The sequence below is a fragment of the Acidimicrobiales bacterium genome (assembly GCA_040219515.1).
Taxonomy (GTDB): Bacteria; Actinomycetota; Acidimicrobiia; order Acidimicrobiales; family Aldehydirespiratoraceae; genus JAJRXC01.
The window spans coordinates 299,002-322,175 of record JAVJSI010000007.1 but is presented as its reverse complement, the minus strand read 5'-3'; the positions used below and the strand labels follow the sequence as shown (position 1 = coordinate 322,175).

Here is a 23,174-nt window from a genome sequence, read left to right as displayed (position 1 = left end):
CCGTCGTCGGTGAACACTCAGTCGTCGGTGAAGATCTTGCCGGCGGTCCAGATGCCGATCGCACCGATTGCGCTCGCCGCGCCGACCGCCCCCCACGCCGGCGCGGTGGGCAGCTCGAGTTCGAAGTACTCGCGGGCGAACGGCCAGACCATCACCAGCACGTAGCACCCGGCCATGGCCGCCGCGAGCCCCACCTTCCACGGCTTCCACGGCCGGCTGATCAGCAGCAGGATCACGAGGCCGAGCAGGAGAAGCGTGGCGGTGGCTGCCGTACGGGCCTCGGTGATGGTGACGTCGTCCATCCGGCGGACGATCTCGTAGAGCACGAAGGTGACCGTGCCGGCCACCGCGCCGGCGGGCAACGAGAAGCGCAGCACGCGTTCGAGGAAGCCGGGCCGCACCAGCGCGTGGTTCGGGGCGAGGGCGAGGAAGAACCCGGGCACCCCGATCGAGAACGTGCCGATCAGGGTGAGCTGGCGAGGCAGGAAGGGGAACGGCGAGCCGGCGATGCCGACGAGGGCAGTGAGCAGCACGGCGTAGGCGGCCTTGGTGATGAAGAGGTTGGCCACCCGTTCGATGTTGTTGATCACCTTGCGGCCCTCGGCGAGCACACGAGGGAGCGTGGCGAACTTGTTGTCGAGCAACACGAGCTGGGCGACCGCTCGGGTCGACGAGGACCCGGCACCCATCGCAATACCCATGTCGGCGTCCTTCAGCGCGAGGACGTCGTTGACGCCGTCGCCGGTCATCGCCACTATGCGTCCGCGCGACTGCAACGCGTGAACCATCGCCCGCTTCTGATGCGGGGTCACCCGCCCGAAGACCGTGGTGGTCTCGAGCACGTCGGCCAGGCCTTCCTGATCCTCGGGGAGGGTGCGCGCGTCCATGAAGCCGCTGCCGTTGACGTTGCCGTGGTCGTCGCCGAACCGGATGCCGGCCCGGCGGGCGACGGCGGCAACGGTTGCGGCGTTGTCGCCGGAGATCACCTTGATGTCGACGCCCTGGTCGCGGAAGAACGCCAGGATCTCGGGTGCGTCGTCGCGCACCGTGTCCTCGAGGTGGATCAGCGCCACGGGATGCCGCTGGACGGGCAGGGAGTCTCCCGCCCACGGACCGTCGGCCCGAGTGAGCAGGAGGACGCGGGTGCCGGCCGCGGAGGCTTCGTCGGCCCGCGCCCGCTCGGCGTCGTCATCGTCGTCGAAGAGGATGTCGGGCGCGCCCAGGTAGTACACGCCGTGGTCGGCGAAGTCGGCGCCGGCCCATTTGCGGGCCGACGAGAACGGCAGGTTCTCGCCGATCACCCAGTCAGGCGATGGGTGGCTTCCGGCGATGGCGGCGAGGGTCGCGTTGGGAGCCGGGTCGGCTGCGCCCATCGCTCCCAGCGCGAGCGCCGCCTCTTCGGCGGTGTACTCCCCGAGCGGTTCGACCTGACCGAGTGAGATCTCACCGGTGGTGATCGTGCCGGTCTTGTCGAGACAGAGCGTGTCGACGCGGGCGAGGAGCTCGACCGACGCGAGTTCCTTGGCCAGCGCCTTGCGGCGGGCCAGCGCGATCACGCCGGTGATGAAGCTGAGGCTGGTGAGCAGCACGAGGCCGTCGGGCACCATCGCCACCGCCGCGGCGACGGTGGCCTGGAGGGCGTTCTCCCAACGGTCCTCGGTGCCGAGCTGGCGCAGCAGCAGGAGCAGCGCCGCCGGCGGGATGATGATCTGGAGCCACTTGAGGATCCTGTTGACACCGCGTCGGAGTTCGCTCCCGGCCATCTCGAACCGGCGAGCCTCCTCGGCGAGCTTCGCGGCGTAGGAGTCGGCCCCGACGTGGGTGGCCCGGTAGGCGCCGGATCCCGCCGACACGAACGAGCCGGAGCGAACCTCGTCGCCCTCCGACTTCTCGACGGGGTCGGATTCACCGGTCAGAAGCGATTCGTCGACCTCGAGCCCGAAGGCCGAGGCGACCACACCGTCGACCACGATCTGGTCGCCGGGCTCGAGTTCGAGCAGATCGTCGGTCACCACACCGCTGACGCCGATCTCGCTCACGGTGTCGTCCCGGCGAACCCGGGCCCGCGGCGCGGAGAGCACGGCCAGGGCGTTGAGCGTTCGCCGGGCCTGGAGCTCCTGGGCGATGCCGATCACGCTGTTCGACACGACGACGCCGGCGAAGAGCGCGTCGGCCGGGTAGCCGGCCACCAGGATCAGCACCAGCAAAGATCCGATGATGCCGTTGACCGGCGTGAACACATTGGCCCGGACGATCTCCGAGAACGAACGTACCGGCGCGTCGGGTACGTCGTTGACGCGCCCGTCGGCGACCCGCTCCTCGACCTCGGCTGTGCTCAGCCCGGTGAGTGGGGTCACCCGCGTACCCCGGAGTCGTCGTAGTGGTAGCCCTCGGCGTACATCTCGAGACGGTGACGGGGCCCGGTGATGGTGGGGTCGGCCGCGTCGTACCCGGCGTCGCCCTCCCACATGGCCACGGGCCCTTCATCGGTGCGTCCGATCCGGGTGGCGTGGTGGCGGGCGGGCCGGTCCGCGAGGGTCGTCAGCGCGCCGTCGACACGGCCGTGGCCCCGGAGCGAGTGGAGCGTGACCCAGGTGGGTGGGGCGAGTTCGATCTCGCCCTGGTGATGGCGACCCAGACATTCCTCCGGGGTCATCCAGTCGCTCTCGACGATCTCGCCGTCGTCGATGCGATGGGCGCGGTCGGCCACCCGGGCCGCGAAGAACCAGGTCGCGTAGCGCTTCGGTGCGATCGGGGGAGGTATCCAGTGGGCGAACATGACGAGTTCGCCGGCGGGGATGACGAGCGCGGCTTCCTCCTCGGCCTCGCGAACGGCGGCGATCCGCGCCGCATCGAGGGCGTCGGCAGCCGCGGCGCGGTCGGCCTCGTCGACCCGGCCGCCGGGGAACACCCACATGCCGCCGAAGGCGATCTTCGAGTTGCGGCGCAGCATCAGCGTCTCGACGCCGTCGTCGCCGTCGCGCAGCACCACCACGGTGGCCGCGTCGATCGCCGGGGTTTCACCACTGGTGGCCGCGTAACGGATCCATTCGTCGATCCGGGCCTTGTCTCGGCCCACGCGGTCCTCAGCGGTCATTCAGGGCGGTCCAGATCGGTCGGCATGCCAGAGAAGTATGCCGACTCCTCGACCAGCTTGACGCTGCGCCAACCGTCCGACGTGCGGCGGACCTCGTGGTGATACCAGCCACCGGTGACCCACGCCGACTTGTCGGGCATGATCATCGGATTGTGGAACATCGCCTCGACCGTGGCGTTGTCGTCGTCGGTGAAGCTGATGCTCACGTTGGCGACCATGTGCTGGGTGGCCGGGAACTGCGCGAGGGCCTCGGCGAGCCACGCGGCCTGGGTCTCGGTGTCGCCCTTGATGCCGCCGGCCGAGGTGTAGTCGATGTCGGCGTCGGGCGTGAAGACCTCGCGGTAGAGGTCCCAGTCCTTGCGATCCACCGACCGCGCGTAGCGGTTGAGGAGTTCGTTGATCTCGAGGCGGTCGGAGAGTTCTTGGATGTTCACGCAGCGCAGGCTACGGGTTCAGGTCCCCGGACTCCAGAAGCCGACCTCACCGGCGCCCACCGTGGTCGGGGTGTCGGCGCCGTCGATGTCGCCGGTGCGAACGAGAGAACCGGCGTCGGTCACTTCGGCGTAGACGAACCGCGTGCCGTCGGGGGACCACAGCCGGGGCGATTCGATGTACTGGTCGCCGAACGCCAGGTAGGACCGGGCGAAGGTCGGCGTCGGGGAGAAGGTGACGACCTCGACGGGCGGGTTGGGCTCGAACGCGGTGGGATCGTGTTCGTAGACCCACCAGGTCCCGGTGTCGAACTCGGCATCCTCCTCGGCCTCGGATTCGGGAGCGGTGCCCGCTTCGTAGATGAGGAGGTGGGTGCCCTGCGGGTTCCACTCGGCCCAGAGATTGAGGCCGCTGAACACCTCGACCCGGGTGCCGGTCTCGAGATCGAGGATCTCGATGGCACCCGACATTGTGGTGGCGGTCTGGGGGAACACCGCCGGCAGACCGATGCGCTCCGCGCCCTCGCCACCCTCGACCTCGAAGTTGCGCGAGATCGCGGCGACCCGGCCGTCGGGATTCACCGAGATCCCGATCTCTGTGTCGGCCTCGCCGAGGCTCTGCAGCGTGTCGAGTCCGTTCACGGTGCGGCGAACCAGGTAGTCGCTGCCCTCGATGTCGGCGACGACGAGGATGTCGTCGGTCTGCGGAATCCACTTGGGGGCGAAGAACTGCAGTCCGGCCGCGCCGATGTCGGTGGCGGTGCCGTCGGGATCGACGCGCAGGAGACGGTCGTCGGCGTGGGCGACGAGCCGGAGATCGCCGAGATCCCACGCGACGTAGAGCGACCCGGCCGAGGCGACGTCGGACTGGACCACGGTGCCATCGGCGTCGAGCAGATCGAGCACCGTCCGAGGTGTGCCGTTCTCGTCGATCTCGCCGCCCAGGGCTGCGATGCGGGTCCCGTCGTGACTCCAGCTGAGAAAGTAGTAGAGGCGGTCGGTGGGATTGGTGAAGAGTGGGTCGCCGGTTTCGCCGTCGAAGATGCTGATCGTCGGTTCGCGACCGTCGAGGGCCACGACCGCGAGCCGACTGCCGTCTCGCGACCATGTGGGCTGCGCCGGAAGGGTGTCGATGACCAGATCGGTCGTCACCTTTCCGCTGCGAATGGCCGCGGTCGCGCCGTGGAACGCGATGCGTCCGTCGACGAAGTCGACGGGCGGGAGATCGGCGGGGTCGACGGGGAACAGTTCGGGCGGACCGGCCTGGGGTCCGAGGCCCTCTGGCGCGCCCTCGTCGGGCACGGTGGTCGGTGGCACGACCGAGGTCGTGCTGCTCGGCGGGATCGTCGCTGTCGCGCTGCCGCTACCGCCGACATCGGGCCCGGGGGCGCAGGCCGTGGCCAGGATCGCGATGACGAGGGCGACCACGATCCGGGCGCGGGGGAGCGACATGCATCGCACCGTACCGGCGTCGGCTGGGCTGACGAGGTCGACCCGCCTAACTTGGATCGATGCTCGCTCCCGACACCGCATTGCTCTATCTGAACGTTGCGTTCGGCGGCATCGGGAAGGTGCTCGACCGGGTCGACGACACCACCGTCAACGCCACGCCCGACGGTTGGGGCACCAACTCGATCGCCGGCCTCGTGGTGCACTGCTGTGAGCTCGCCCCGTCATGGTTCGAGATGCCGGGGCTCGGTCGACCATCGGACCGCGATCGTGATGCGGAATTCTCCACGGTGGCGACGGTGGCGGAGCTCCGTCAGCGAATCGAGGAGACCCTGGCGCGGCTGGCGGTGCTGGTGCCGGAGTTCGCCGCCGGACCGACCGCCATCGACCACGACTTCCGGGCCTTCCTCCCGGGGGACGACCGGTCGGACGACGCGCTCGTGCTGCACGTGCTCGAGGAGCTCTTCCAGCACCTCGGCCACATGGAGGTCACCGCCGACGCCGTCGCGCGCTAGGCGGGTTCAGTCGCCGGCCCCGGCCACCAGGGCCTCCAGCTTGTCGAGCGCCATGGTCCAGCCCTGGCCGCCGGGGGAGTCGGCGGGAACGCCGACGTGCGTGAGGGTCATCTTCGTGCGTGGCCCCAGGTCCTCGAGTTCGACGACGACCGACGTCTCCATCGGTGTGCCGGCGGGCATGCCCATCTGTTCGGCCGTCATGGTGTTGCCGGCCTCGTCGGCCACGCTCTCGGTGTAGACGAGGCGGGTCTTGGGATCGATCTCCCGGTACTGGCCGACGAAGAACATCTGCATCGAACCGTTGGGAGTGTCCATCTCCATGGTGATGCGGCGCCGACCGCCGATCCGGACGTCCATCTCGGCAGTCGGGATCCGGGCGCCCATCGGGCCGTACCAGTTGGCGAAGTGCTCGGCGTCTGTCCACATCTCCCAGATCAGGTCGATCGGTGCCTCGAAGGTTCGTTCGAGTCGGACATCGTTGGTGTCGGTCATTGCTCGTCTTTCCGGTCAGGGTTCTTGTCGTCGGACTGGAGTTCTCGGACGTAGGCGTCCAGGCGGTCGAAGCGGTCGTCCCAGATGTGGCGGTACTGGTCGGCCCAGGTCGACACCTCGGCCAGCGGCGCGGCGTCGATGGCGCACGGTCGGAACTGCTTGTTTCTGCTGCGGGCGATGAGGCCGGCGTGCTCGAGCACCTTGATGTGCTTGGAGATCGCCGGGAGTGTCAGGTCGAACGGCGCCGCCAGTTCGTTGACATTGGCCTCCCCTTGGGCGAGACGAGCGAGGATCGCCCGCCGGGTCGAGTTGGCGAGCGCGGCGAAGGTCTTGTCGAGCCGTTCGTCATCGAGTTGTTGGTCGATCAGCGCGTTCGTCACCGGAGCCAACCTCGTCATACTTTCCGAGTTGTCTAATTAACCTAGACAGAAAGTTTTGACTTGTCGACGTTTGTCAAGCGCACCGACCGGAGGTCAGCCGGTTCACTCCCTCGGGCCGATCATGTTGCTCGGCCGGAGAACGCGACCAGGCGCTCGACCGGCGTGGCTCCGCCGGATGGCTCCTGCTCGACATCGAAGGCGTCACCATCACGCATCTCGTTGGTGATTGCCCGCCGGGCAAAGGCGTCGACCTCGCGGACGAGGTCGTCAGCGAGCTCCCATTCCTGTCCGGTCGAAGAGGCGAGGTCCCATCCGTGGACGAGCCCGTCGAACGCGACGAGTCGCGCGAAGTCGGCCCCAGTCATCTCTCCGCTGGGGGTCTGGATCGTCCGATCCAGCGCCCCCGGGGACTGCACCGCGTCGAGTAGTGCAGCCATCGCGCTGTCGAAACGGGACAACTCGGTGGTCATCTCGCCCGGTGCGTTGCCGGTCGTCGCGTCCTCGCCTCGGAACATCGGCGCGAAGGTCGACGCCAGCGCGGTCATGTGGTCGAGTACCCCGGCGACATCGAAGTCGTTGCAGGGGGTCGGGGCGTCGAGCTGGCTCGGATCGATCGCAGACCCGACCTCACGCAGCTTCGGGATGATGACGGCCAGTTGTTCGTTGCCTTGCATGATCGTTCCCTGTCTGTGGATGGATGGTGGGGATATAGATGTCTGTCGATGGGGGTGCGAAGTGCTCAGCCGGCCATGGTCGCCAGCATGTGATCCATGACGGCGGTGTGCTCGGTTTGGGGGCTGAACAGGATCACTTCGGCATCATCGGTGACGCGAACGCTGTGACCGGCCGGCCAGTAGAAGAGGTCCTGGCTACTGCAGGTCTCCTCGGTTCCATCGGTGTAGTTGACCACCACTTGGCCCGACAGCATGAATCCCCAGTGGGGTGCGTGACAGGCGTCGTCGACCAAACCTGCGAGAAGCGGTGCGATGTCGGTACCCGCGGCGAGCGAGAAGTACTCGGCCCCCAGCGAGGAGAATGCGGACGGATCGCCAAAGTCCCGCGCCTGGCGTGCGACTGCGCCGGGAACATCGATCTTCGTCGGGATGTCGCTCTTCGAGATACGCATTTGCTGTCCTCTGCTGGATGATTCGGCCGAGCCGGTCGGCTCGGTGGTCGTGGAGACAACTCAAGACGAGGATCGTCCCCTCGGGTAGTTCCAATACTGAACCGCTAGGTTCGGTCGATGAAGTCCTACGGTCAGTACTGTCCGATCTCACGCACGGCAGAGCTGCTCGGTGATCGGTGGACGATCCACATCGTGCGTGACCTGCTGACCGGCACGAACCGGTTCAACGAGCTGATCCGCGGCAACCCGGGGCTGTCTCGGGCGCTGCTGACCCGCCGACTCCGCCAGCTCACCATGGCGGGCGTGGTCGAGCAGGCCGAGGACGGATCGTACTGGTTGACCGAATCGGGACGGGCGCTCGAACCGATCGTGTTCGGCCTCGCGACCTGGGGTGCGCGTTGGGTCCTCGGTGAACCGGCCATCGACGAGCTCGACCCGGATCTGCTGTTGTGGTGGCTCCACCGCCAGCTCGACGCGACAGAGCTCCCTCAGCCTCGCTTCACCGTCTACGTGCAGTTGGCCGACCACCCGAAGCGCTACTGGATCGTCGTCGAGGGTGAGGCGTCGATCTGCCTCGCGGACCCGGGCTTCGAGGTCGACGTGACGTTGCGCACCGACCGAGCTGCGCTGTACCGCACCTACCTCGGCAAGAACTCGCTTGCAGAGGCCAACCGCCGAGGGGATGTCGAGCTGGTCGGTTCGCAAAAGGCGGTGCGGTCCTTCATCGTCGCCTTCGGGCAATCTCCCGTGGCATCGATCGTCGCAGCCGAGTCCGACTGACACCCCGGCGCGCCGGCGGGGAAGGGAAATCTGTCGGCGGATTCTGTTGGTGATCCGTTGGTGGGCGCTTGTTATGCCGTGCTCAGCCTTCACAGAAAGACATCACACGACCATGAGAATACGAACCTGCGCGGGAGCGATCCTGGGCATCGCTGCGCTGATCTCGGCGATGCTCGCCAGCCCCGCCGGGGCCATCGACACCGAACCCACGCGGGTGTGGGAGGTCGAAGTCCCGCTCGGCGACGAGGAGTACGACGTCGCGGCCGTGGGCGCGGACGTCGTCGCTGTTGGCGCCGAGAGCGACGCGATGAACATGGTCCCCGCGACGATCAAGCGCTATGACGCCGACGGCGACCTCGAGTGGCTGGGCAAGCTGGGTGGCGGAATCGAGGGCTTCAAGGCCTTCTACGGCGTCGCCACCGGAAGCGATGAGCGAATCTACGCGGTCGGCACGACCCGCGCCGCAGTCGCAGGGACGTACGGTGGAGGCAACGACGCTCTGGTTCACGCCGTGGCCGGCAACGGCACGGTGCGGTGGACCGACCAATTCGGCACCGCGGAGGACGAGATCCTCACCGAGGTCGTGGTCGGGGCCGACGGCTCCGTCTACGCGATCGGCACTGCGTTCGGCGCCGGTGGTGGTGGCGCACGGGACATCGTCGTGCGCAAGTACACCGCCAACGGGGCAGTCGTCTGGACCAAGGAATTCGGCACGTCGCTCAACGACCTGGCCGAGGACGCCGCAGTGCTGAGCGACGGGAGCATCCTGATCGTCGGGGCGGCCCGCGAAGGGACGGTCTCCTTCGACACCCGGGGCAGCGGCCTCATCCTTCGTATCGACACCGCCGGCAACGAACTACTGCTGACGACGCCGTTCACGAGTGGTGTGTCCAACATGCTCACGGGCGTCGCTGCGCTACCCGACGGGGGCTACATGGTCGGTGGTTGGCAGTACTTCGCAACGTCGAACAACGGACTGCTCTACCGCTATGCGGCAGACAACAGCGAGACCTACGGCCGGACACCGGGGGACAACCTGTTCGATCTGGAGCGGGCCACCGACGGGACGATCGTCGCCACGGCCATCCCCGCCGAGGCGGCCTTCGAGGAAGGCGTCCTGGTCGGCTACGACGTCAGCAATGGCGCAGAGCTCTGGAGTGTCGGCCTCAACTCGTCGACGGGTGCCCGGGTGACGGCGACCAGCGACGGCGAACTCTTCGTGGCCTATTCCAACGTGCTGTCCGCCCCGGGCGCGGTCGTGCGCTTCGCCGCGTCCAGCGGTGGCGGTGGCGGTGGCGGTGGTGGCACCGGCTTCACCGATGTGCCGGCCGGTGCGTTCTACACCGACGCGGTCGCCTGGCTGAAGAACGAGGGCATCACGACCGGTACGTCGCCGACGACCTACTCGCCCGACGGGCTCGTGACGCGAGGCCAGATGGCCGCCTTCCTGTGGCGGATGGTCGGTGAACCGGGCAACAACCCCGCTCACGGTTTCAGTGACGTGCCGGAGGGTACGTTCTACGCCGAGGCCGTGCGCTGGCTCAAGGAAGAAGCGATCACGACCGGCACCACGCCGTCGACCTACTCACCGGACGACAACGTGACCCGAGCGCAGATGGCGGCGTTCCTGCACCGGCTCGCCGGTGCCCCCGACGGCAACCCGGCGCACGGCTTCAGCGACGTCCCCGACAGCTCGTTCTACGCCGAGGCCGTCCGCTGGCTCAAGGACCAGGGGATCACGACGGGCACCAGTGCCACCACCTATTCGCCCAACGACAACGTCACTCGGGGTCAGATGGCGGCCTTCCTGTTCCGGATGGCCACCGACTCCGACTGGGATTACCCGGGCGACTGAGCCGAACCCTCCTCGAGCTGTTGAGTGCGGGGCCATCGGCTCCGCACTCAACCGTTCTCGGGTCCGGGTGTCTCTGTCGGGGACGCATCCGCGTCAGATCGGCGAACGCTGATCGGATCTGGACAGCAGAGCTCGAAGCGCTCACGCCCGACGAACGCGACGAGGTGATCCGTTCGGGCTTCGTGACCAACCTGAGAAGATCCCCACTGATCTGATCGAGCGAGGGCGACATGCGCAGTTCTTCGCTGAGCTCGACCCGCAACTGAGCGATTCTCGAGGACCGGCCGGCGAGCCGTCCGCAAGCGACTTCTTGGTGATCGACCTGCCGACGATCTCCGATGCGTTCGCCGAGCGCTTTGACGAGTTCCCCGCCATGTATCCCGACCGCGGCGACTACTGCTATCTCGTGGTCGCCGGCAAGCTCGTGCGAGCCGCGCTCGTGGTCGGTCAGCTGGTCGACGACGGGTCCATCGTGCTGTTCAGCGTTGAAATCGACCTCGCCTGATCTGAGGAACGAGGGACAGCCCTTCAGAGCAGGTCGATCGGGCAGGTGGAGCCGTTCCACCGAGCTACCTGTCGGGTCCAGCGGGAATCGACGAATGCCCGGGGACTGCGCGACCTCTGGCAGGCTCCACCAGTCGACAAGTCACAGCGCCTCGATCGCTTCGGGCAGGTCATGGGCACGGAACACCTCATCCCTGTCAGCTGGGAGCTGCTCGCCCCGGTTCGACAACTGGGATGGTTTCCCTCGGATCCATGGATCCGACACTACCTCGCGGCCGATGATCGACTACCGCCCCTCCTCGCGTTTGGGTCAGAGCAGTTCGATGGGGCAGGCGGCGCCGTTGAGGCCGTCGACGGTGGCGCTGAGGCCGCGGCCGAAGATGCCGCCGGTGGTGATGGTGAGTTCGACCGGGAGCTTCAGCAGGTCGGGGTCGAGCAGCAGCTCGTGGCCATCGACCATGTACCGGGTGTAGCCGTCGAGGCGGCGGCCCTTGGTTCTGGTGTCAACTGACACCTCGAACTTCTTGCCTCAACCGAACGGTTCGAGCAGGTCGACCACGGCGGTGCCGCCCTTGCGGCGAATGACGTGCGCGGCACGGTCGGTCAGCTCGAGGTCCATGGTCCAGTGAACCATGTGTTCCGATGAACGTGTGGGAGAGGGCCACATTCCCCTCTTGCGGAAAGCGAACATGTGTTCGATACTCGCGGGATGGCTGCTGCGGAGCGAGTCGGAAGCCTTCGGCTTGTCGCTGACAGGGTCGCGCCGCTCGTGCTGGCCCGCGAACACACCATGCCGCTGCTGCCCGCGGTGACCTCCCTTTTCCCCGAAGGAGGCCTGCGCCGAGGCTCGACCGTGGCGGTCGGAGGCGTCGGCGCAACGTCGCTGGCCCTCGCCGTGGCGGCCGGGCCGTCGGCCGCAGGGTCGTGGGTGGCGGTGGTCGGCGACCCGGGGCTCGGGCTCGCCGCCGCCGAAGAAGCGGGGGTGGTGCTCGAACGCATGCTCGTCGTCGACCCGCAGGGGTCATCGGGTGCGGCCGGTGTGGTGGCCGCACTCGTCGGTGCGGTCGATGTGGTGCTGGTGGGCCCCGGGGTGCGGATCCGACCGGCCGACCTGCGCCGATTGTCGGCCCGGATGCGGGAACGGGGTTCGGTGCTGATCCGCCTCGGCGCGCTCGACGAGCCCGGGGTCGACATCGGCCTGCGCATCGTCGAGTCCGAATGGAGCGGGCTGGGCATCGGCCATGGACTGCTCCGGGTCCGTCGAGTGCGAGTCGAGTCCAGCGGCCGCGGGTCGGCGGCCCGTCCTCGCGGCGCGGCCTTGTTGTTGCCGGGTCCGCATGGTCAGCCGGTGCCGCTGGGCGAGCCTGCGCCTGCGTCGGCTGACCCGCCCGAGCTGGCGGCGCTGGCCTGATGGGGCCGGTTCGCACACTGGTCGCCTGGTGTCCGGACTGGCCGGTGGTCGCGCTCGGTCGCCCGCTCGACGAACCCGTGGCGGTCGTGCACGCCAACCGGGTCGTCGCCTCATCGCCGGCCGCGCGTCATCACGGTGTGGTGCGCGACCTGCGTCGCCGGGTCGCCCAGTCCCGCTGTGCCGAGCTCGAGGTGCTCGAGCGCGACGAGGCGCGCGAGGCCCGCACGTTCGAGCCGGTCCTCGCCGCGCTCGACGACATCACCCCCAGGGTCGAGGTCACCCGCCCCGGCACTTGTGCCATCGCCATGCGCGGTCCCTCGCGCTACTTCGGCGGTGACGAGGCGGTGGCCACGCTGATGCGGCAGCGGATGGGCGAGGTGCTCGACGGCCGCACCGAGATTCGCATCGGTATCGCCGACGGCCCGTTCGCGGCCGGGCTCGCTGCTCGGGCCGCCCGTCCGGTGCACATCGTCGCCGACGGTGGGAGTGCCGCGTTCCTCGCCCCGATGTCGATCTCCGTGCTCGACCGGCCCGAACTCACCGACGTGTTGGTACGGCTCGGCTTGCGCAGCCTCGGTGCCTTCGCCGAGCTGCCGCCGGCCGATGTGCTCGCCCGGTTCGGCGACGAGGGACGGTGCGCGCATCGGCTCGCGTCGGGTCTCGACGAGCGCCCGCCCGACGCTCGGCTCACGCCGCCCGACTGGTCCATCACCACCGAGATCGACCCGCCGGCCGATCGCATCGATCGGGTGGCGTTCTGTGCCCGGGGTCTGGCCGACGAACTCCATCAGCGGCTCGAACGCGAAGGCGTCTCGTGTGTGCGCATCGCCATCGAGGCGGAAACCGAGTTCGGCGAGACCCTGCTGCGTCTCTGGCGCCACGAAGGGGCATTGTCGGCGGGGGCGATCGCCGATCGGGTGCGATGGCAGCTCGACGGCTGGCTCAACGGCTCGGCCGCCACCCGGCCGAGTGGCGGCATCTCCCGGGTCACGCTGCTCCCTGACGAGATCGTGCCGGCGAAAGGCCGCCAGCTCGGTTTCTGGGGCGGCGAGACCGAGGTCGACGAGCGGGCCGCGCGGGTGGCGGCCCGTCTTCAGGGCCAGCTCGGTGCCGACGCGGTGAAGGTGCCCGAGCGTCGGGGTGGCCGTCACCCCGGCGAACAGCTGGTGCTCGTATCGGCGTCCACGGTCGAGCTGCGGGGCCGTTCGGTCGCTGCGCCGTCCGGCGACCGGGCTGGCGACGGACCGGCCCCGTGGCCCGGTCGGCTCCCGGCGCCCTCGCCGAGTCGAGTCCCGGCGCAGCCCCGCGTGGTCGAGCTCCTCGACGGCGATGGCGAAATGGTCACCGTCACCGGCCGGGGAATGGCCTCGGGGGCACCGGTAACGCTGGGCATCCGCAGCCGCACGCTGTCGATCGTCGGGTGGGCCGGTCCGTGGCCGGTCGACGAGCGCTGGTGGGACACCGACGACCATCGACGCCGGGCCCGGTTCCAGCTGCTCACCGACGACGGTCAGGCTCGTCTCGTCACCCTCGAGCAGGGCCGATGGTGGGTCACCGCACTCTGGGATTGAGCCGTCGCGAGCCGGCGGTTCTGTGGCAGGGTCACTGCGATGACGACCGCCGACGAGATGCAGAGGGGCCGCACCGAGCGCTGGTTCGTTCGTCAGGGTCTGCCGTATCTCATCGACCGCTACTCGGTGCGCGAAGACGTGCTCACCCGGATGTTCCCGTTCCTGTCGCTCGTGGTGTTCCTCGAGGTGTTCCTCGTCTTCGGCGATCGATGGGTCGGGGTCGCGCAGGCGCTCGCCGTCGTCGGCGGCCTCGCCCTCATGGTCGGCGCGTTCCTCGTGGTCAACCGGTTGCGGGGGCGACCACTCTGGATGCTGCCCGATGACGTCGGCATCCCGGAACTGCTCCTCTTCTTCCTGCTGCCCGCGATCCCCACGGCCATCGGTGCCGAGGATTCGTGGAGCGACAACCTCTTGTGGCTGTTCGCGTTCAACGCCAGCGTGCTCGTCGTCGGCTTCGTGCTCACCGCCTGGGGCATCATCCCGATGTTGCGGTGGTCGATCGGCCAGGTCTGGGCCCAGATCAACGACATCGCGACCCTGGCGATGAAGTCGCTGCCGATCCTGCTGATCTTCTCGGCCTTCATCTTCCTCAACGCCGAGATGTGGCAGGTCGCCAACGACTTCACGATGCCCTACTTCCTGTGCGTGCTGGTGATCGTTCTGTCGATCGGTAGCGCGTTCGTGATGGTGGCGGTGCGCCGCATCACCGTGGACCTGGCCCGTTTCGAGCGCTGGTCCGAGGTGCGGCCGTACTGCGGCGACACGCCGGTGGCCGACCTGGTTCCCGGCGACGATGCGCCGCCGCCCGGAGCTCTCCGGCTCGGTCGGCGGGCCGAACTCAACGTCGCCCTGTTGCTCTTCGTCTCCCAGGCGATCCAGATCCTGCTGGTTGCTCTGGTGATCATGGCCTTCTACCTGGTGTTCGGCCTGTTCACCGTGCGAGAGACCACGCTGCTCCAGTGGACGACGGCCGAGACACTGACGGCGGAACTCGATTGGGCCGAGCGCTGGTCGGTCCTCGGGTCGGAACTGATCTTCACGCGTCAGCTCGTGCTCGTGTCGGCCTTCATCGGCATGATGTCGGGCCTGCAGTTCGCGGTGCAGGTGGTGACCGACGAGGCGTACCGGGCCGACTTCGCCGAGGGGATGATGTCTGAGATCCGCGAGGCGCTCGCGGTGCGGGCCGTGTACCTCCGGGTCTTGGTCCCCGAGAGGGTCATTAGCTAAGCTAATAGTTATGGGGACAAAGGGAACCGCGACGGACCGCGCCCACGCGGTCACGGTGATCGCGCTCGGCCGCTCGATGGAGATCGCGGTCAACGAGACAGGCCTGACCAGCTCGCAGTTCCGGGCACTGGCATTGGTCCGTGCGGGCATCACCAACAGCGGCGTACTCGCCCGGTTCCTCGCCGTGCGCCCGCCGACGGTCACGACCGTGATGCAGGGCCTGGTCGAGGACGGTCTCGTCGCCCGCACCCGCCGAGCCGACGATCGCCGCCGAGTCGACTACGAGCTGACGCCGAGCGGTGTCGACGCGCTCACGGAGGCCAACGCAGCCGCCGACGGCGCGCTCGCGTCATTGGCGTCGTCGCTCGACAAGTCGGCGCGGGAAGCGGCCCTGGCGGGGCTCGACCTCTGGCGCGACGCCCTCGATGCGAAGCGGACCGCGCCGTGACCGCGCTCGCCACCGACGCGCTGGCCCGCTACGCCGAGCCGCAGGGACGCCCCGATCCCGACGCGTCGAAGGGTTGGCTGCGTCGCCTCTGGCCGGTGCTGTCGCCGCTGCGCTGGGGCTTCGCCGTTGCGGTGATCGGCACGACCGTCGGAATGGCGGCGCGCATGCTGGTGCCGGCCGTTCTCATGCTGGCGATCGACGACGCGCTCGACGAACGGACCGCCTCGATCGCCCCCTACGCGTGGACCCTGGCGGGGCTGACGGCGCTGGGAGCGCTCAGCGGCTTCTACGCGCGTCGGGCGATGTTCGAGGTGGCCTTCCGCGTCGAGAACGCGCTCCGCTACGCCGTCTTCAACCACATCTCGCGCCTGTCGGCGGACTTCTACGACCGCAGCGAGACCGGCCAGCTCCTCGCCCGGGCCAACGGCGACATCCGTGCCGTGCAGATGTTCCTGAACTTCGGCCCGTTCATGGTCATCTCGCTCGCCAGTCTCGGCTTCGCGCTGGTGCTGATGCTCTCGGTGAGTGTCCCGTTGACCCTCGTCACCATCATTCCGGTGCCGTTCGTCGCGGTCATCGGACTTCGGAGTCGTCACCCGCAACTACCGGCGTGGTGGCTCGTGATGGCTCGACAGGCCGACGTCGCCACACTGGTCGAGGAGAACATCGCCGGTGTGCGGGTCGTGCGGAACTTCGCCGGCGAGCAGCACGAGGTCGCTCGCATGGCCGGTGTCGCCGACCAGCTCCGATGGGCGATGGTCAAGGGCGCCGACGTGTCGGCCCGCTACATCCCCGCCCTGGAGCATCTGCCCCGCCTGAGCTTCGCCATCGTCCTGCTCTACGGCGGGCTCCTGGTGGAGGACGGCACCCTCGGAATCGGCGCGCTGGTCGCCTTCAGCTCCTATGTCGTGATGGTGCAGGTGCCGTTCCGATTCATCGGGCATCTCGTGCAGATGGCCCAGCGGGCGAAGGCCTCGGCGATGAGGGTCTACGAGTTGTTCGACGAGCCCGAGACCATCGTCGAGCGCGACGACGCGGTCGACCTCGCCGGGGCCCGAGGCGCGGTGACGTTTCGCGATGTGCACTTCGGCTACGGCGGCGACGCCGACGTGCTCGACGGATTCACACTCGACATCGCCGCGGGTGAGACCGTGGCGCTCGTCGGTGAAACCGCGTCGGGAAAGTCGACCGTGGCCCGCCTGCTACCCCGGTTCTACGACGTTCGATCGGGTGCCATCGAGATCGACGGGATCGATGTCCGCGACGCCACGCTGCGCAGTCTCCGGGCGACCGTGGGAGTGGCATTCGACGATCCGTTCCTCTTCTCGATGAGCATTCGCGACAACATCGCGTTCGCCGATCCCACCGCACCGGACGAGCAGGTCCGCGCCGCGGCAGCCGCGGCCCAGGCGATGGAGTTCATCGACGAACTCGACGACGGCTTCGACGAGGTGGTGGGGGAGCGGGGCTACACCCTGTCGGGCGGACAGCGCCAGCGCATCTCGCTGGCTCGGGCGCTCCTGCACGACCCGCAGATCCTCGTGCTCGACGACGCGACCAGCGCCATCGATGTCCGCGTGGAGGAGAAGATCCACTCGGGACTGCGGGAAGCGACCGCCGGCCGAACGGTGATCGTCATCGCCCACCGGCTGTCGACGATCGCGCTCGCCGACCGGGTCGTGTTCCTCGAGGGCGGTGTCGTTGCCGCCACCGGCACCCACGACGACCTGATGGCCGGCGAGCCGCGCTACCGAGAACTGCTCGCCCATCTCGACGAGGGTGGTGACTGATGTCCAACGCCGGATGGGGAGGCGCGGCCGACACCGGATTCAGCGGCGTGCCGCCCGAGGTGCGCGACAAGGTCGAGCAATGGATGGCCGAAGGTCCTCCCGACGTCGCCGTCGACCCGCCCGAGTTCAGCCAGACCCGCTACAGCCATCGCCGCTTCACGATGGCCCGCTTCCTGCGGCCCTACGCACTGCCGCTGTTCGGTGTGTTCCTGCTGGTCACGCTCGAGGCGGTCATGTCGCAGGCCGGGCCGTTGTTGCTCCAGATCTCGATCGACGAGGGCATCCGCAAGGGCGACCGCGGCCTCGTCGTGACGCTGGGCGTCGTCTTCGCCGTGTTCGTCCCCGTCGCGGTCGTCGTCGGCACGATCCGCACCATGGTGGCCGGCCGGGTCGGCGCGCGGATCATGGCGAACCTACGGGTGCAGATGTTCTCCCACTTCCAGCGGCTGAGCATCGACTACTACACGAACGAGCGGGCCGGGCGCCTCCTCAGCCGCATGACGAGCGACCTGGAGCCTCTCCAGCAATTGTTCCAACAAGGGCTCGTGCAACTCGCGGTCCAGGGCGTGACCCTCGTGGCCGTCACCATCGCGCTGTTCCTGCTGAACCCGCTGCTGGCATTGATCACCCTCGTGGCGGTGATCCCGGGCACGCTCGCCCTGTCGCTCTGGTACCGGCGGGTGGCGGAGATCGCCCAGATCCGCGTGCGCGACACGATCGCCGACGTGCTGGCCCACCTTCAGGAGAGCCTCGCCGGCATCCGGCTCGTCACCGCCCACAACCGGCGAGAGCGCACCGTGGTCGAGCATCGCAACGAGGCCGGCGAGTATCTCGATGCCAACGATCGCACGGCCTTCATCAACGGCGTCTACGGCCCGGGCTCCGAGGCAATGGGACCCTTCGCCCAGATGGTCCTGCTCGTCATCGGCGGCCAGTTCGTGCTCGAGGGTCGCGTGACGCTCGGCGAACTGATCGCCTTCGTGCTCTACGTCGGTGCGTTCTTCGCGCCGATCACCGAGATCGTGGCCCTCCTCAACATCTACCAGCAGGGTGCGGCGTCGGTGGTCAAGATCGACAGCGTGTTGGCCAGCGAACCGACGGTCGCCGAGAAGGACGGCGCTCACCCGCTGCCCCCGGTGGTCGGCGAGATCCGGCTGGAGAACGTCACGTTCGGCTACGACCCGGACGTGCCGGTGATCGCCGATGTCGATCTCGAGATCCACCCCGGCGAGACCATCGCGGTCATCGGTCCCACCGGTGCGGGAAAGTCGACCATCGCCAAGCTGCTCAACCGCTTCTACGACCCCCAGGTCGGCCGGGTGACGATCGACGGTCACGATGTGCGCGATGTCACATTCGCGTCGTTGCGGCGCCAGATCGGGGTCGTGCCGCAGGAGCCATTCCTGTTCGCCGGATCCATTCGCGAGAACCTGCTGATGGGCGGACGCGACCTCGAACACCACGAGCTCGAAGCCGCGTGCGAGCAGGTCGGTCTCGGCCGCCTCCTCGACCGACTCCCCGAGCGACTCGACACCCCGTGCCACGAGCGTGGCGTCTCGCTCTCGGCCGGCGAACGTCAGCTGCTCGCGCTCGCTCGCGCCTTCCTGTCACAGCCGCGACTGCTCGTCCTCGACGAGGCGACCTCCTCGCTCGACCTGCGCACCGAGCAGGCCGTCGAACACGCGCTCGACGTCGTCCTCGAGGGCCGCACGGCGATCATCATCGCCCACCGTCTCCAGACCACCATGCGAGCCGATCGCATCGTGGTTGTCGCCGACGGTGGCATCGCCGAGGTCGGCACCCGCGACGAGTTGATCGCGGCCGGCGGCCACTTCGCCGACATGTGGCAAACCGGCGGCCTCACCTGACCGTTGCATTCGGGGTCAGACCCCCGTTGCAGTTGAGAACGACCTGTCACGAATCCGAGCGGTTCGGTGTCTCTGTGATGATGACGGCCATGGACTTCGCTGCGCTCTACCCGCGGTTGCGGGCGTTCGCAGCGGTCGTCGGGCCGTCCGAGGATGAACCCGATGATCTCGTCCAGGAGGCGCTTGCCCGAATGCTGCGGCGACGATCGGACCGGGCTGTCGAACACCCGGAGGCGTACCTCCGTCGGTCGATCCTGAATCTGGCGTCCAATCGACGCCGGTCGCTCGGCCGACTTCGCCGAGCGTTGGTGCGTATCGGTACCGCCGACACGACGAGCGCGGATCGCTACCCGTCGGACGTGAGCGATCTGACCCGGCTGGCGCCCGAGGTGCGTGCGGTCCTCTGGATGGTCGACGTCGAGAACGCCACGTACGCCGAGGTTGCAGCCGTGCTCGGGTGCAGCGAGGAGGCGGCTCGAGCTCGGGCGAGCCGTGGGCGGACCCGGCTGAGAAACGAACTCGACATGGAAGGACTGGCCTGATGGACGATCGCGACGAACTTCGTCGACTCGCAGTGCGAGGCACGGTTCGCGGCGCGGCCGCGGTCGAGGCCGCCGCCGTTGCGCAGAACCGAGGCCGACGCCGGCGGCTCGGTGCGGGGTTCCTGTTGGCCGGGCTCCTCGTCGCGGCCGGTGTCCTCGCCGTGTGGCCAGTCGGCACCGACGGGCCCGACGTTGCCACCAGCCCCACGACGACGACATCGCCGACGACCGGCGGGGCGGCCGGTGACGGGCCGGCGACGTCAGAGCTCACCGACCTCACGATCGAGGTGCCGTTCGCCGCGACCGCATTGGGGGAGGCGTTCGGCAGCCTCTGGGTGGTCGGAGGATCGATCGACACCGAGGAGTCCGGCGGCATGGGTCATGTGCTTCGCCTCGACCCGGTGACCGGCGACGTCGTCGACGACATCAGGGTCACCGGCGAGCCCACCGACATTGCGTTCAGCGCCGACTCGGTGTGGGTCCGAACGGCCGGATGGATGTCGATTCCATCGGGATTCGTCCAGATCTCCCCAGACGGCACGTACGCCCCGATCGAGAGGACCACAGAAACGGACGGCGGCATCGCTGCATCGACGATGGGTGCATGGGTGCTCGATGGCGTGGGATCGGTGGAGTACATCGGTGGCGAGAACGGCGGCTATCGCGGCGGTCTCAAGGGCGGCGAGCTCACTCCACCGCTGTTCGTCTCCGCACGCGATGACATCGCCGTGCTCACCAGCCCGTACGACGGGATCGTGACCGTCGCCGATGTTCGTGGCGGCGGACGAGAGATCGCCGACTTGGGTGTGCCGTTGGCAGGATCGGCGATTCTCGGCGACGAGGTATGGATCAGAGGGAACGGCCAGGACAACAGTGTCTATGTTGTTGGAATCGCCGACGGCGAGCTGCTCGACACCATTGACCTGGGGACCCGCGCCATCGACCTACTGGAGATCGATGCCGGTGTCCTCGCGTTGGCCGCCGACGGAGCCACCTTCCTCATCGATCGGGGCAGCAGGGCGATCCGGACGATCGATGGAGTCGCTGCGGGTGCGGTCGGCCGTGGCGCCGAACCGAATGTGATCTGGTCGGCGACGAAGGACTCCCCGACGACGATCGTTCGCCGCGCAGTCTCCTAGAAGTGGTGCAACGGGGGTCTGACCCCAACTGCAACGGGGGTCTGACCCCGAATGCAACGGTCAGAGGGCGTCGGTGTCCATGTCTTCGCCGATGCCGAGGTAGTCGGCGTCGTCGGGGCCGTCGACCGGGGTGTGCAGTTCTTCCCGGGTCGGGCCGTACTGCTTGGCCAGCGGCGCGAGCTTGTCGAGATCGAAGTCGTAGAGCTTCGCCGCGTTGCCGGCCAACATCTTCACGCAGTCCTCGTGGGGGATGTCGGCGAAGCGACGACGCAGGTGCTCCTTGGTGTTCGGATGGGTGCCCTCGTCGTGGGGGTAGTCGCTGCCCCACATGAAACGGTCGACGCCGACCGCGTGGCGAGCCTCCATGTCGCCCGCCCCCGGACCGGACACGCCGACGTAGCCGCACTGGGCCCACATCTCCGAGGCGAGCATCGACGGCAGCACTCCGCGGTCGTACTTGATCTCGCCGGTCTCACCGGTGTCGCGGATGCGCGAGATGGTGCCGTCGAGCTGTTCGAGCAGCGGCGGGATCCACGCTGCGCCGATCTCGGTGAGCACGAACTTCATCGTCGGGAAGCGCTCGAACACGGCGCCGAGGATCATGTGGACCAGCGGCCGCTGGGTGTAGAAGCCGACCTCGCCGATGTAGAGCAGCATCGAGATCGGGTACTTGCCATAGTCGGGGTTGCCGGTGCCCGAGTGCATGTTGATCGGCATGTCGAGATCGGTGAGCACCTCCCACAGCGGGTCGTAGCAGGGGTCGTAGAGCGGTTTGACCCACTTGACGTCGGGGGCGATGTTGGGCAGGAGAATGCCGCCGCGCAGCCCGTTCTCCTTGATCCACTTGGCGTCCTCGATGGCGTCGTCGACATCGTTGAGGAAGATCTGGCCCACACCGGCGCGCCGCTCGGGATAGTCCTCGCAGAATTCCTTCAACCAACGATTGTGAGCCTGGATACCGGCCCGACGCTGGCGGTACTGCTCGGCCGTCGGGGGCTGGGCGAACAGCACGAAGCTCGGGAAGAACGGCGGCACGGTGTTGGGGAAGATGACCTCGCCGACCACGCCCTCTTCGTCGAGCTGCGCCTGGTTGCGCATGTCGTTGTCCCAGTTGCGGAGCCGACGGTTGTCGCCGAGATCCTTGTAGGGGTTCTTGTATTTTCCGCGCCAGGCGTCGAACTCGTCGCGGAACTCCTCGGCGAGGTACTCGCGATATGCCTGGTGGCTCCCGCCGGCATGGGTGTCGGCGGAGATGACGGTGTAGTGCTCAGTCGATGCGTCGGTGGCGGTCATGCCTCCACATTGACCTAATGTGCCGCATGGCTGCCAGTCCCGGATCGACGATGACCCTGGAGCTGCCGGGAGACGACGACCCACGACGCCAGGAACTCCGCTCGTGGTTCTCCGATCATCCCGACCCCACACCGGCGCAGCTCCGCGACGCCGGTCTCGTGGTGCCGCACTGGCCGACCCCGTGGGGCCTCGACGCCGAGCCGGTGCACCAGCTGATCATCGAAGAGGAGATGAAGCGGGCAGGGGCGAGGAAGCCGATCAACCCGATCGGCACCGGCCACTGCGGGCCCGTGATCATCGTCCACGGCACCGACGCCCAGAAGGAGCGTTACCTGCCGCCGATGCTCACCGGCGAGGAGATGTGGTGCCAGCTGTTTAGCGAACCCGAGGCCGGCTCGGACCTCGCCAACCTCTCCACCCGGGCGGTGCGTGACGGCGACGAGTACATCGTCAACGGGCAGAAGATCTGGACCTCGCTGGCCGACGTCTCGCGCTTCGGCATCCTCATCGCTCGCACCGACACCGAGGTCTCGAAGCACACCGGCATCAGCTACTTCATCGTCGACATGGCGACGCCGGGCATCGAGGTACGACCCATCGTCAACATGAGCGGTGGCGGCCTGTTCAACGAGGTGTTCTTCGACGAAGTGAGGATCCCGGCCGAGAACCTCATCGGCGAGGAGCACAACGGCTGGTCGATGGCCAAGCAGACGCTGGCCAACGAACGAGTGTCACTCAGCCAGGGCGGACTGCGGTGGGGTCACGGCCCGACCGTTCGTGACCTGGTGGAGGCGGTCGAGAAGCGCGGCGGCATCGCACCCGGCCCCCACCGCGATCGCCTGGTTCGGGCCTACATCGAGGGCGAGATTCTCCGCTACCACCGGCTCGCGTTGGTGGCCGCCAAGGTGAACCAGACGCCCGGGCCGGATGCGTCGTTGCGCAAGGCACTGGCCGACCCGCACGGCAAGGTCGTCTACGAGTTGGCCGTCGATCTCGAGGGTGCGGCGGGAATGCTGGCCGATGGGCCGCTCGACGGTAGCTGGGCCCAGTGGAACGACGGCTTCCTCTTCTCGCCGGCGCTCACGGTAGGTGGGGGGACGAGCGAGGTGCTACGCAATGTCATCGCCGAGCGGCTACTTGGCCTGCCTCACGACATCGACGTGGAGCAGGGGCTGACCTGGCGAGAGGCACAGAAAACGGATCGTCAGGCAGACAGGGCAGAGCGTTAAGGCAACATCGAGAAGCAGGCCGATCCG

Annotated in this window: 23 protein-coding genes; 13 read left to right on the top strand and 10 right to left on the bottom strand. The window is 68.1% G+C overall.

What is annotated here, in order from left to right:
* Nucleotides 1-17: 17 nt before the first annotated feature.
* From RIB98_05985 to RIB98_05970, 4 genes are read right to left on the bottom strand one after another with little or no spacing between them, the layout of a single operon-like run.
* Entirely contained in the window at nt 18-2,357 is a 2,340-nt protein-coding gene (locus RIB98_05985) for an HAD-IC family P-type ATPase (GenBank protein ID MEQ8840510.1), read from the bottom strand.
* Nucleotides 2,354-3,097 (bottom strand): NUDIX domain-containing protein, encoded by a 744-nt coding sequence (locus tag RIB98_05980; GenBank protein ID MEQ8840509.1) that lies wholly within the window; start codon nt 3,095-3,097, stop codon nt 2,354-2,356. The genes RIB98_05985 and RIB98_05980 overlap by 4 nt, the downstream gene beginning before the upstream one ends.
* Nucleotides 3,094-3,531 carry a nuclear transport factor 2 family protein gene (locus tag RIB98_05975; GenBank protein MEQ8840508.1) on the bottom strand — a complete coding sequence of 146 codons (438 nt, stop codon included), beginning with the start codon at nt 3,529-3,531 and terminating at the stop codon, nt 3,094-3,096. The genes RIB98_05980 and RIB98_05975 overlap by 4 nt, the downstream gene beginning before the upstream one ends.
* An 18-nt stretch (nt 3,532-3,549) precedes the next feature.
* The gene (locus RIB98_05970; protein ID MEQ8840507.1) at nt 3,550-4,980 is read right to left on the bottom strand and encodes a hypothetical protein; all 1,431 of its coding nucleotides are present in this window, start codon (nt 4,978-4,980) and stop codon (nt 3,550-3,552) included.
* 59 nt (nt 4,981-5,039) lie between these two features.
* Between RIB98_05970 and RIB98_05965 the strand changes: the two genes are divergently transcribed.
* Nucleotides 5,040-5,492, top strand: a complete 453-nt coding sequence (locus tag RIB98_05965) for a hypothetical protein (GenBank protein MEQ8840506.1) — start codon at nt 5,040-5,042, stop codon at nt 5,490-5,492.
* 6 nt (nt 5,493-5,498) lie between these two features.
* Here RIB98_05965 and RIB98_05960 read toward each other — a convergent pair whose 3' ends face one another.
* The 4 genes from RIB98_05960 to RIB98_05945 form a co-directional block, all read right to left on the bottom strand.
* The gene (locus RIB98_05960; GenBank protein MEQ8840505.1) at nt 5,499-5,984 is read right to left on the bottom strand and encodes an SRPBCC domain-containing protein; all 486 of its coding nucleotides are present in this window, start codon (nt 5,982-5,984) and stop codon (nt 5,499-5,501) included.
* Entirely contained in the window at nt 5,981-6,364 is a 384-nt protein-coding gene (locus tag RIB98_05955; protein MEQ8840504.1) for a metalloregulator ArsR/SmtB family transcription factor, read from the bottom strand. Before RIB98_05955 ends, RIB98_05960 begins: the two co-directional genes overlap by 4 nt.
* A gap of 119 nt (nt 6,365-6,483) precedes the next feature.
* Entirely contained in the window at nt 6,484-7,038 is a 555-nt protein-coding gene (locus tag RIB98_05950; GenBank protein MEQ8840503.1) for a TIGR03086 family metal-binding protein, read from the bottom strand.
* Nucleotides 7,039-7,103: 65 nt separating this feature from the next.
* A complete protein-coding gene (locus RIB98_05945) occupies nt 7,104-7,490 on the bottom strand; it encodes a hypothetical protein (protein ID MEQ8840502.1) in 387 nt (128 codons plus the stop codon).
* A gap of 117 nt (nt 7,491-7,607) precedes the next feature.
* On the opposite strand from RIB98_05945, the gene RIB98_05940 reads away from it, so the two are divergent.
* From RIB98_05940 to RIB98_05930, 3 genes are all read left to right on the top strand, one after another.
* The gene (locus RIB98_05940) at nt 7,608-8,270 is read left to right on the top strand and encodes a winged helix-turn-helix transcriptional regulator (GenBank protein MEQ8840501.1); all 663 of its coding nucleotides are present in this window, start codon (nt 7,608-7,610) and stop codon (nt 8,268-8,270) included.
* Between the two features lie 112 nt (nt 8,271-8,382).
* Nucleotides 8,383-10,125, top strand: coding sequence for an S-layer homology domain-containing protein (locus RIB98_05935; protein MEQ8840500.1), 1,743 nt, complete (start codon nt 8,383-8,385; stop codon nt 10,123-10,125).
* Between the two features lie 313 nt (nt 10,126-10,438).
* The gene (locus tag RIB98_05930; GenBank protein ID MEQ8840499.1) at nt 10,439-10,630 is read left to right on the top strand and encodes a hypothetical protein; all 192 of its coding nucleotides are present in this window, start codon (nt 10,439-10,441) and stop codon (nt 10,628-10,630) included.
* A 309-nt stretch (nt 10,631-10,939) separates the two neighbouring features.
* On the opposite strand, the gene RIB98_05925 is transcribed toward RIB98_05930, so the two are convergent.
* On the bottom strand, nt 10,940-11,143 hold the full coding sequence (locus RIB98_05925) for a hypothetical protein (GenBank protein ID MEQ8840498.1): 204 nt from the start codon (nt 11,141-11,143) through the stop codon (nt 10,940-10,942).
* Between the two features lie 195 nt (nt 11,144-11,338).
* On the opposite strand from RIB98_05925, the gene RIB98_05920 reads away from it, so the two are divergent.
* The 8 genes from RIB98_05920 (at nt 11,339) to RIB98_05885 (ending at nt 20,625) form a co-directional block, all read left to right on the top strand.
* The gene (locus RIB98_05920; GenBank protein ID MEQ8840497.1) at nt 11,339-12,040 is read left to right on the top strand and encodes a hypothetical protein; all 702 of its coding nucleotides are present in this window, start codon (nt 11,339-11,341) and stop codon (nt 12,038-12,040) included.
* On the top strand, nt 12,040-13,611 hold the full coding sequence (locus tag RIB98_05915; protein ID MEQ8840496.1) for a DNA polymerase Y family protein: 1,572 nt from the start codon (nt 12,040-12,042) through the stop codon (nt 13,609-13,611). The genes RIB98_05920 and RIB98_05915 overlap by 1 nt, the downstream gene beginning before the upstream one ends.
* A gap of 39 nt (nt 13,612-13,650) precedes the next feature.
* Nucleotides 13,651-14,838 (top strand): hypothetical protein, encoded by a 1,188-nt coding sequence (locus RIB98_05910; protein MEQ8840495.1) that lies wholly within the window; start codon nt 13,651-13,653, stop codon nt 14,836-14,838.
* Nucleotides 14,839-14,848: 10 nt separating this feature from the next.
* Entirely contained in the window at nt 14,849-15,286 is a 438-nt protein-coding gene (locus tag RIB98_05905) for a MarR family winged helix-turn-helix transcriptional regulator (GenBank protein MEQ8840494.1), read from the top strand.
* Nucleotides 15,283-17,076: an ABC transporter ATP-binding protein gene (locus RIB98_05900; protein MEQ8840493.1), complete on the top strand. Its 1,794-nt coding sequence runs from the start codon at nt 15,283-15,285 to the stop codon at nt 17,074-17,076. The genes RIB98_05905 and RIB98_05900 overlap by 4 nt, the downstream gene beginning before the upstream one ends.
* Complete coding sequence (locus RIB98_05895) at nt 17,076-18,944, top strand: ABC transporter ATP-binding protein (GenBank protein MEQ8840492.1); 1,869 nt, start codon at nt 17,076-17,078, stop codon at nt 18,942-18,944. Before RIB98_05900 ends, RIB98_05895 begins: the two co-directional genes overlap by 1 nt.
* A gap of 89 nt (nt 18,945-19,033) precedes the next feature.
* On the top strand, nt 19,034-19,486 hold the full coding sequence (locus tag RIB98_05890; protein ID MEQ8840491.1) for a sigma factor: 453 nt from the start codon (nt 19,034-19,036) through the stop codon (nt 19,484-19,486).
* Nucleotides 19,486-20,625 carry a hypothetical protein gene (locus RIB98_05885; GenBank protein MEQ8840490.1) on the top strand — a complete coding sequence of 380 codons (1,140 nt, stop codon included), beginning with the start codon at nt 19,486-19,488 and terminating at the stop codon, nt 20,623-20,625. Before RIB98_05890 ends, RIB98_05885 begins: the two co-directional genes overlap by 1 nt.
* A gap of 60 nt (nt 20,626-20,685) precedes the next feature.
* Here RIB98_05885 and RIB98_05880 read toward each other — a convergent pair whose 3' ends face one another.
* Nucleotides 20,686-21,918 (bottom strand): amidohydrolase family protein, encoded by a 1,233-nt coding sequence (locus RIB98_05880; GenBank protein ID MEQ8840489.1) that lies wholly within the window; start codon nt 21,916-21,918, stop codon nt 20,686-20,688.
* A gap of 26 nt (nt 21,919-21,944) precedes the next feature.
* Here RIB98_05880 and RIB98_05875 point away from each other — a divergent pair, with 26 nt between their 5' ends.
* Entirely contained in the window at nt 21,945-23,147 is a 1,203-nt protein-coding gene (locus RIB98_05875) for an acyl-CoA dehydrogenase family protein (protein MEQ8840488.1), read from the top strand.
* Nucleotides 23,148-23,174 lie beyond the last annotated feature (27 nt).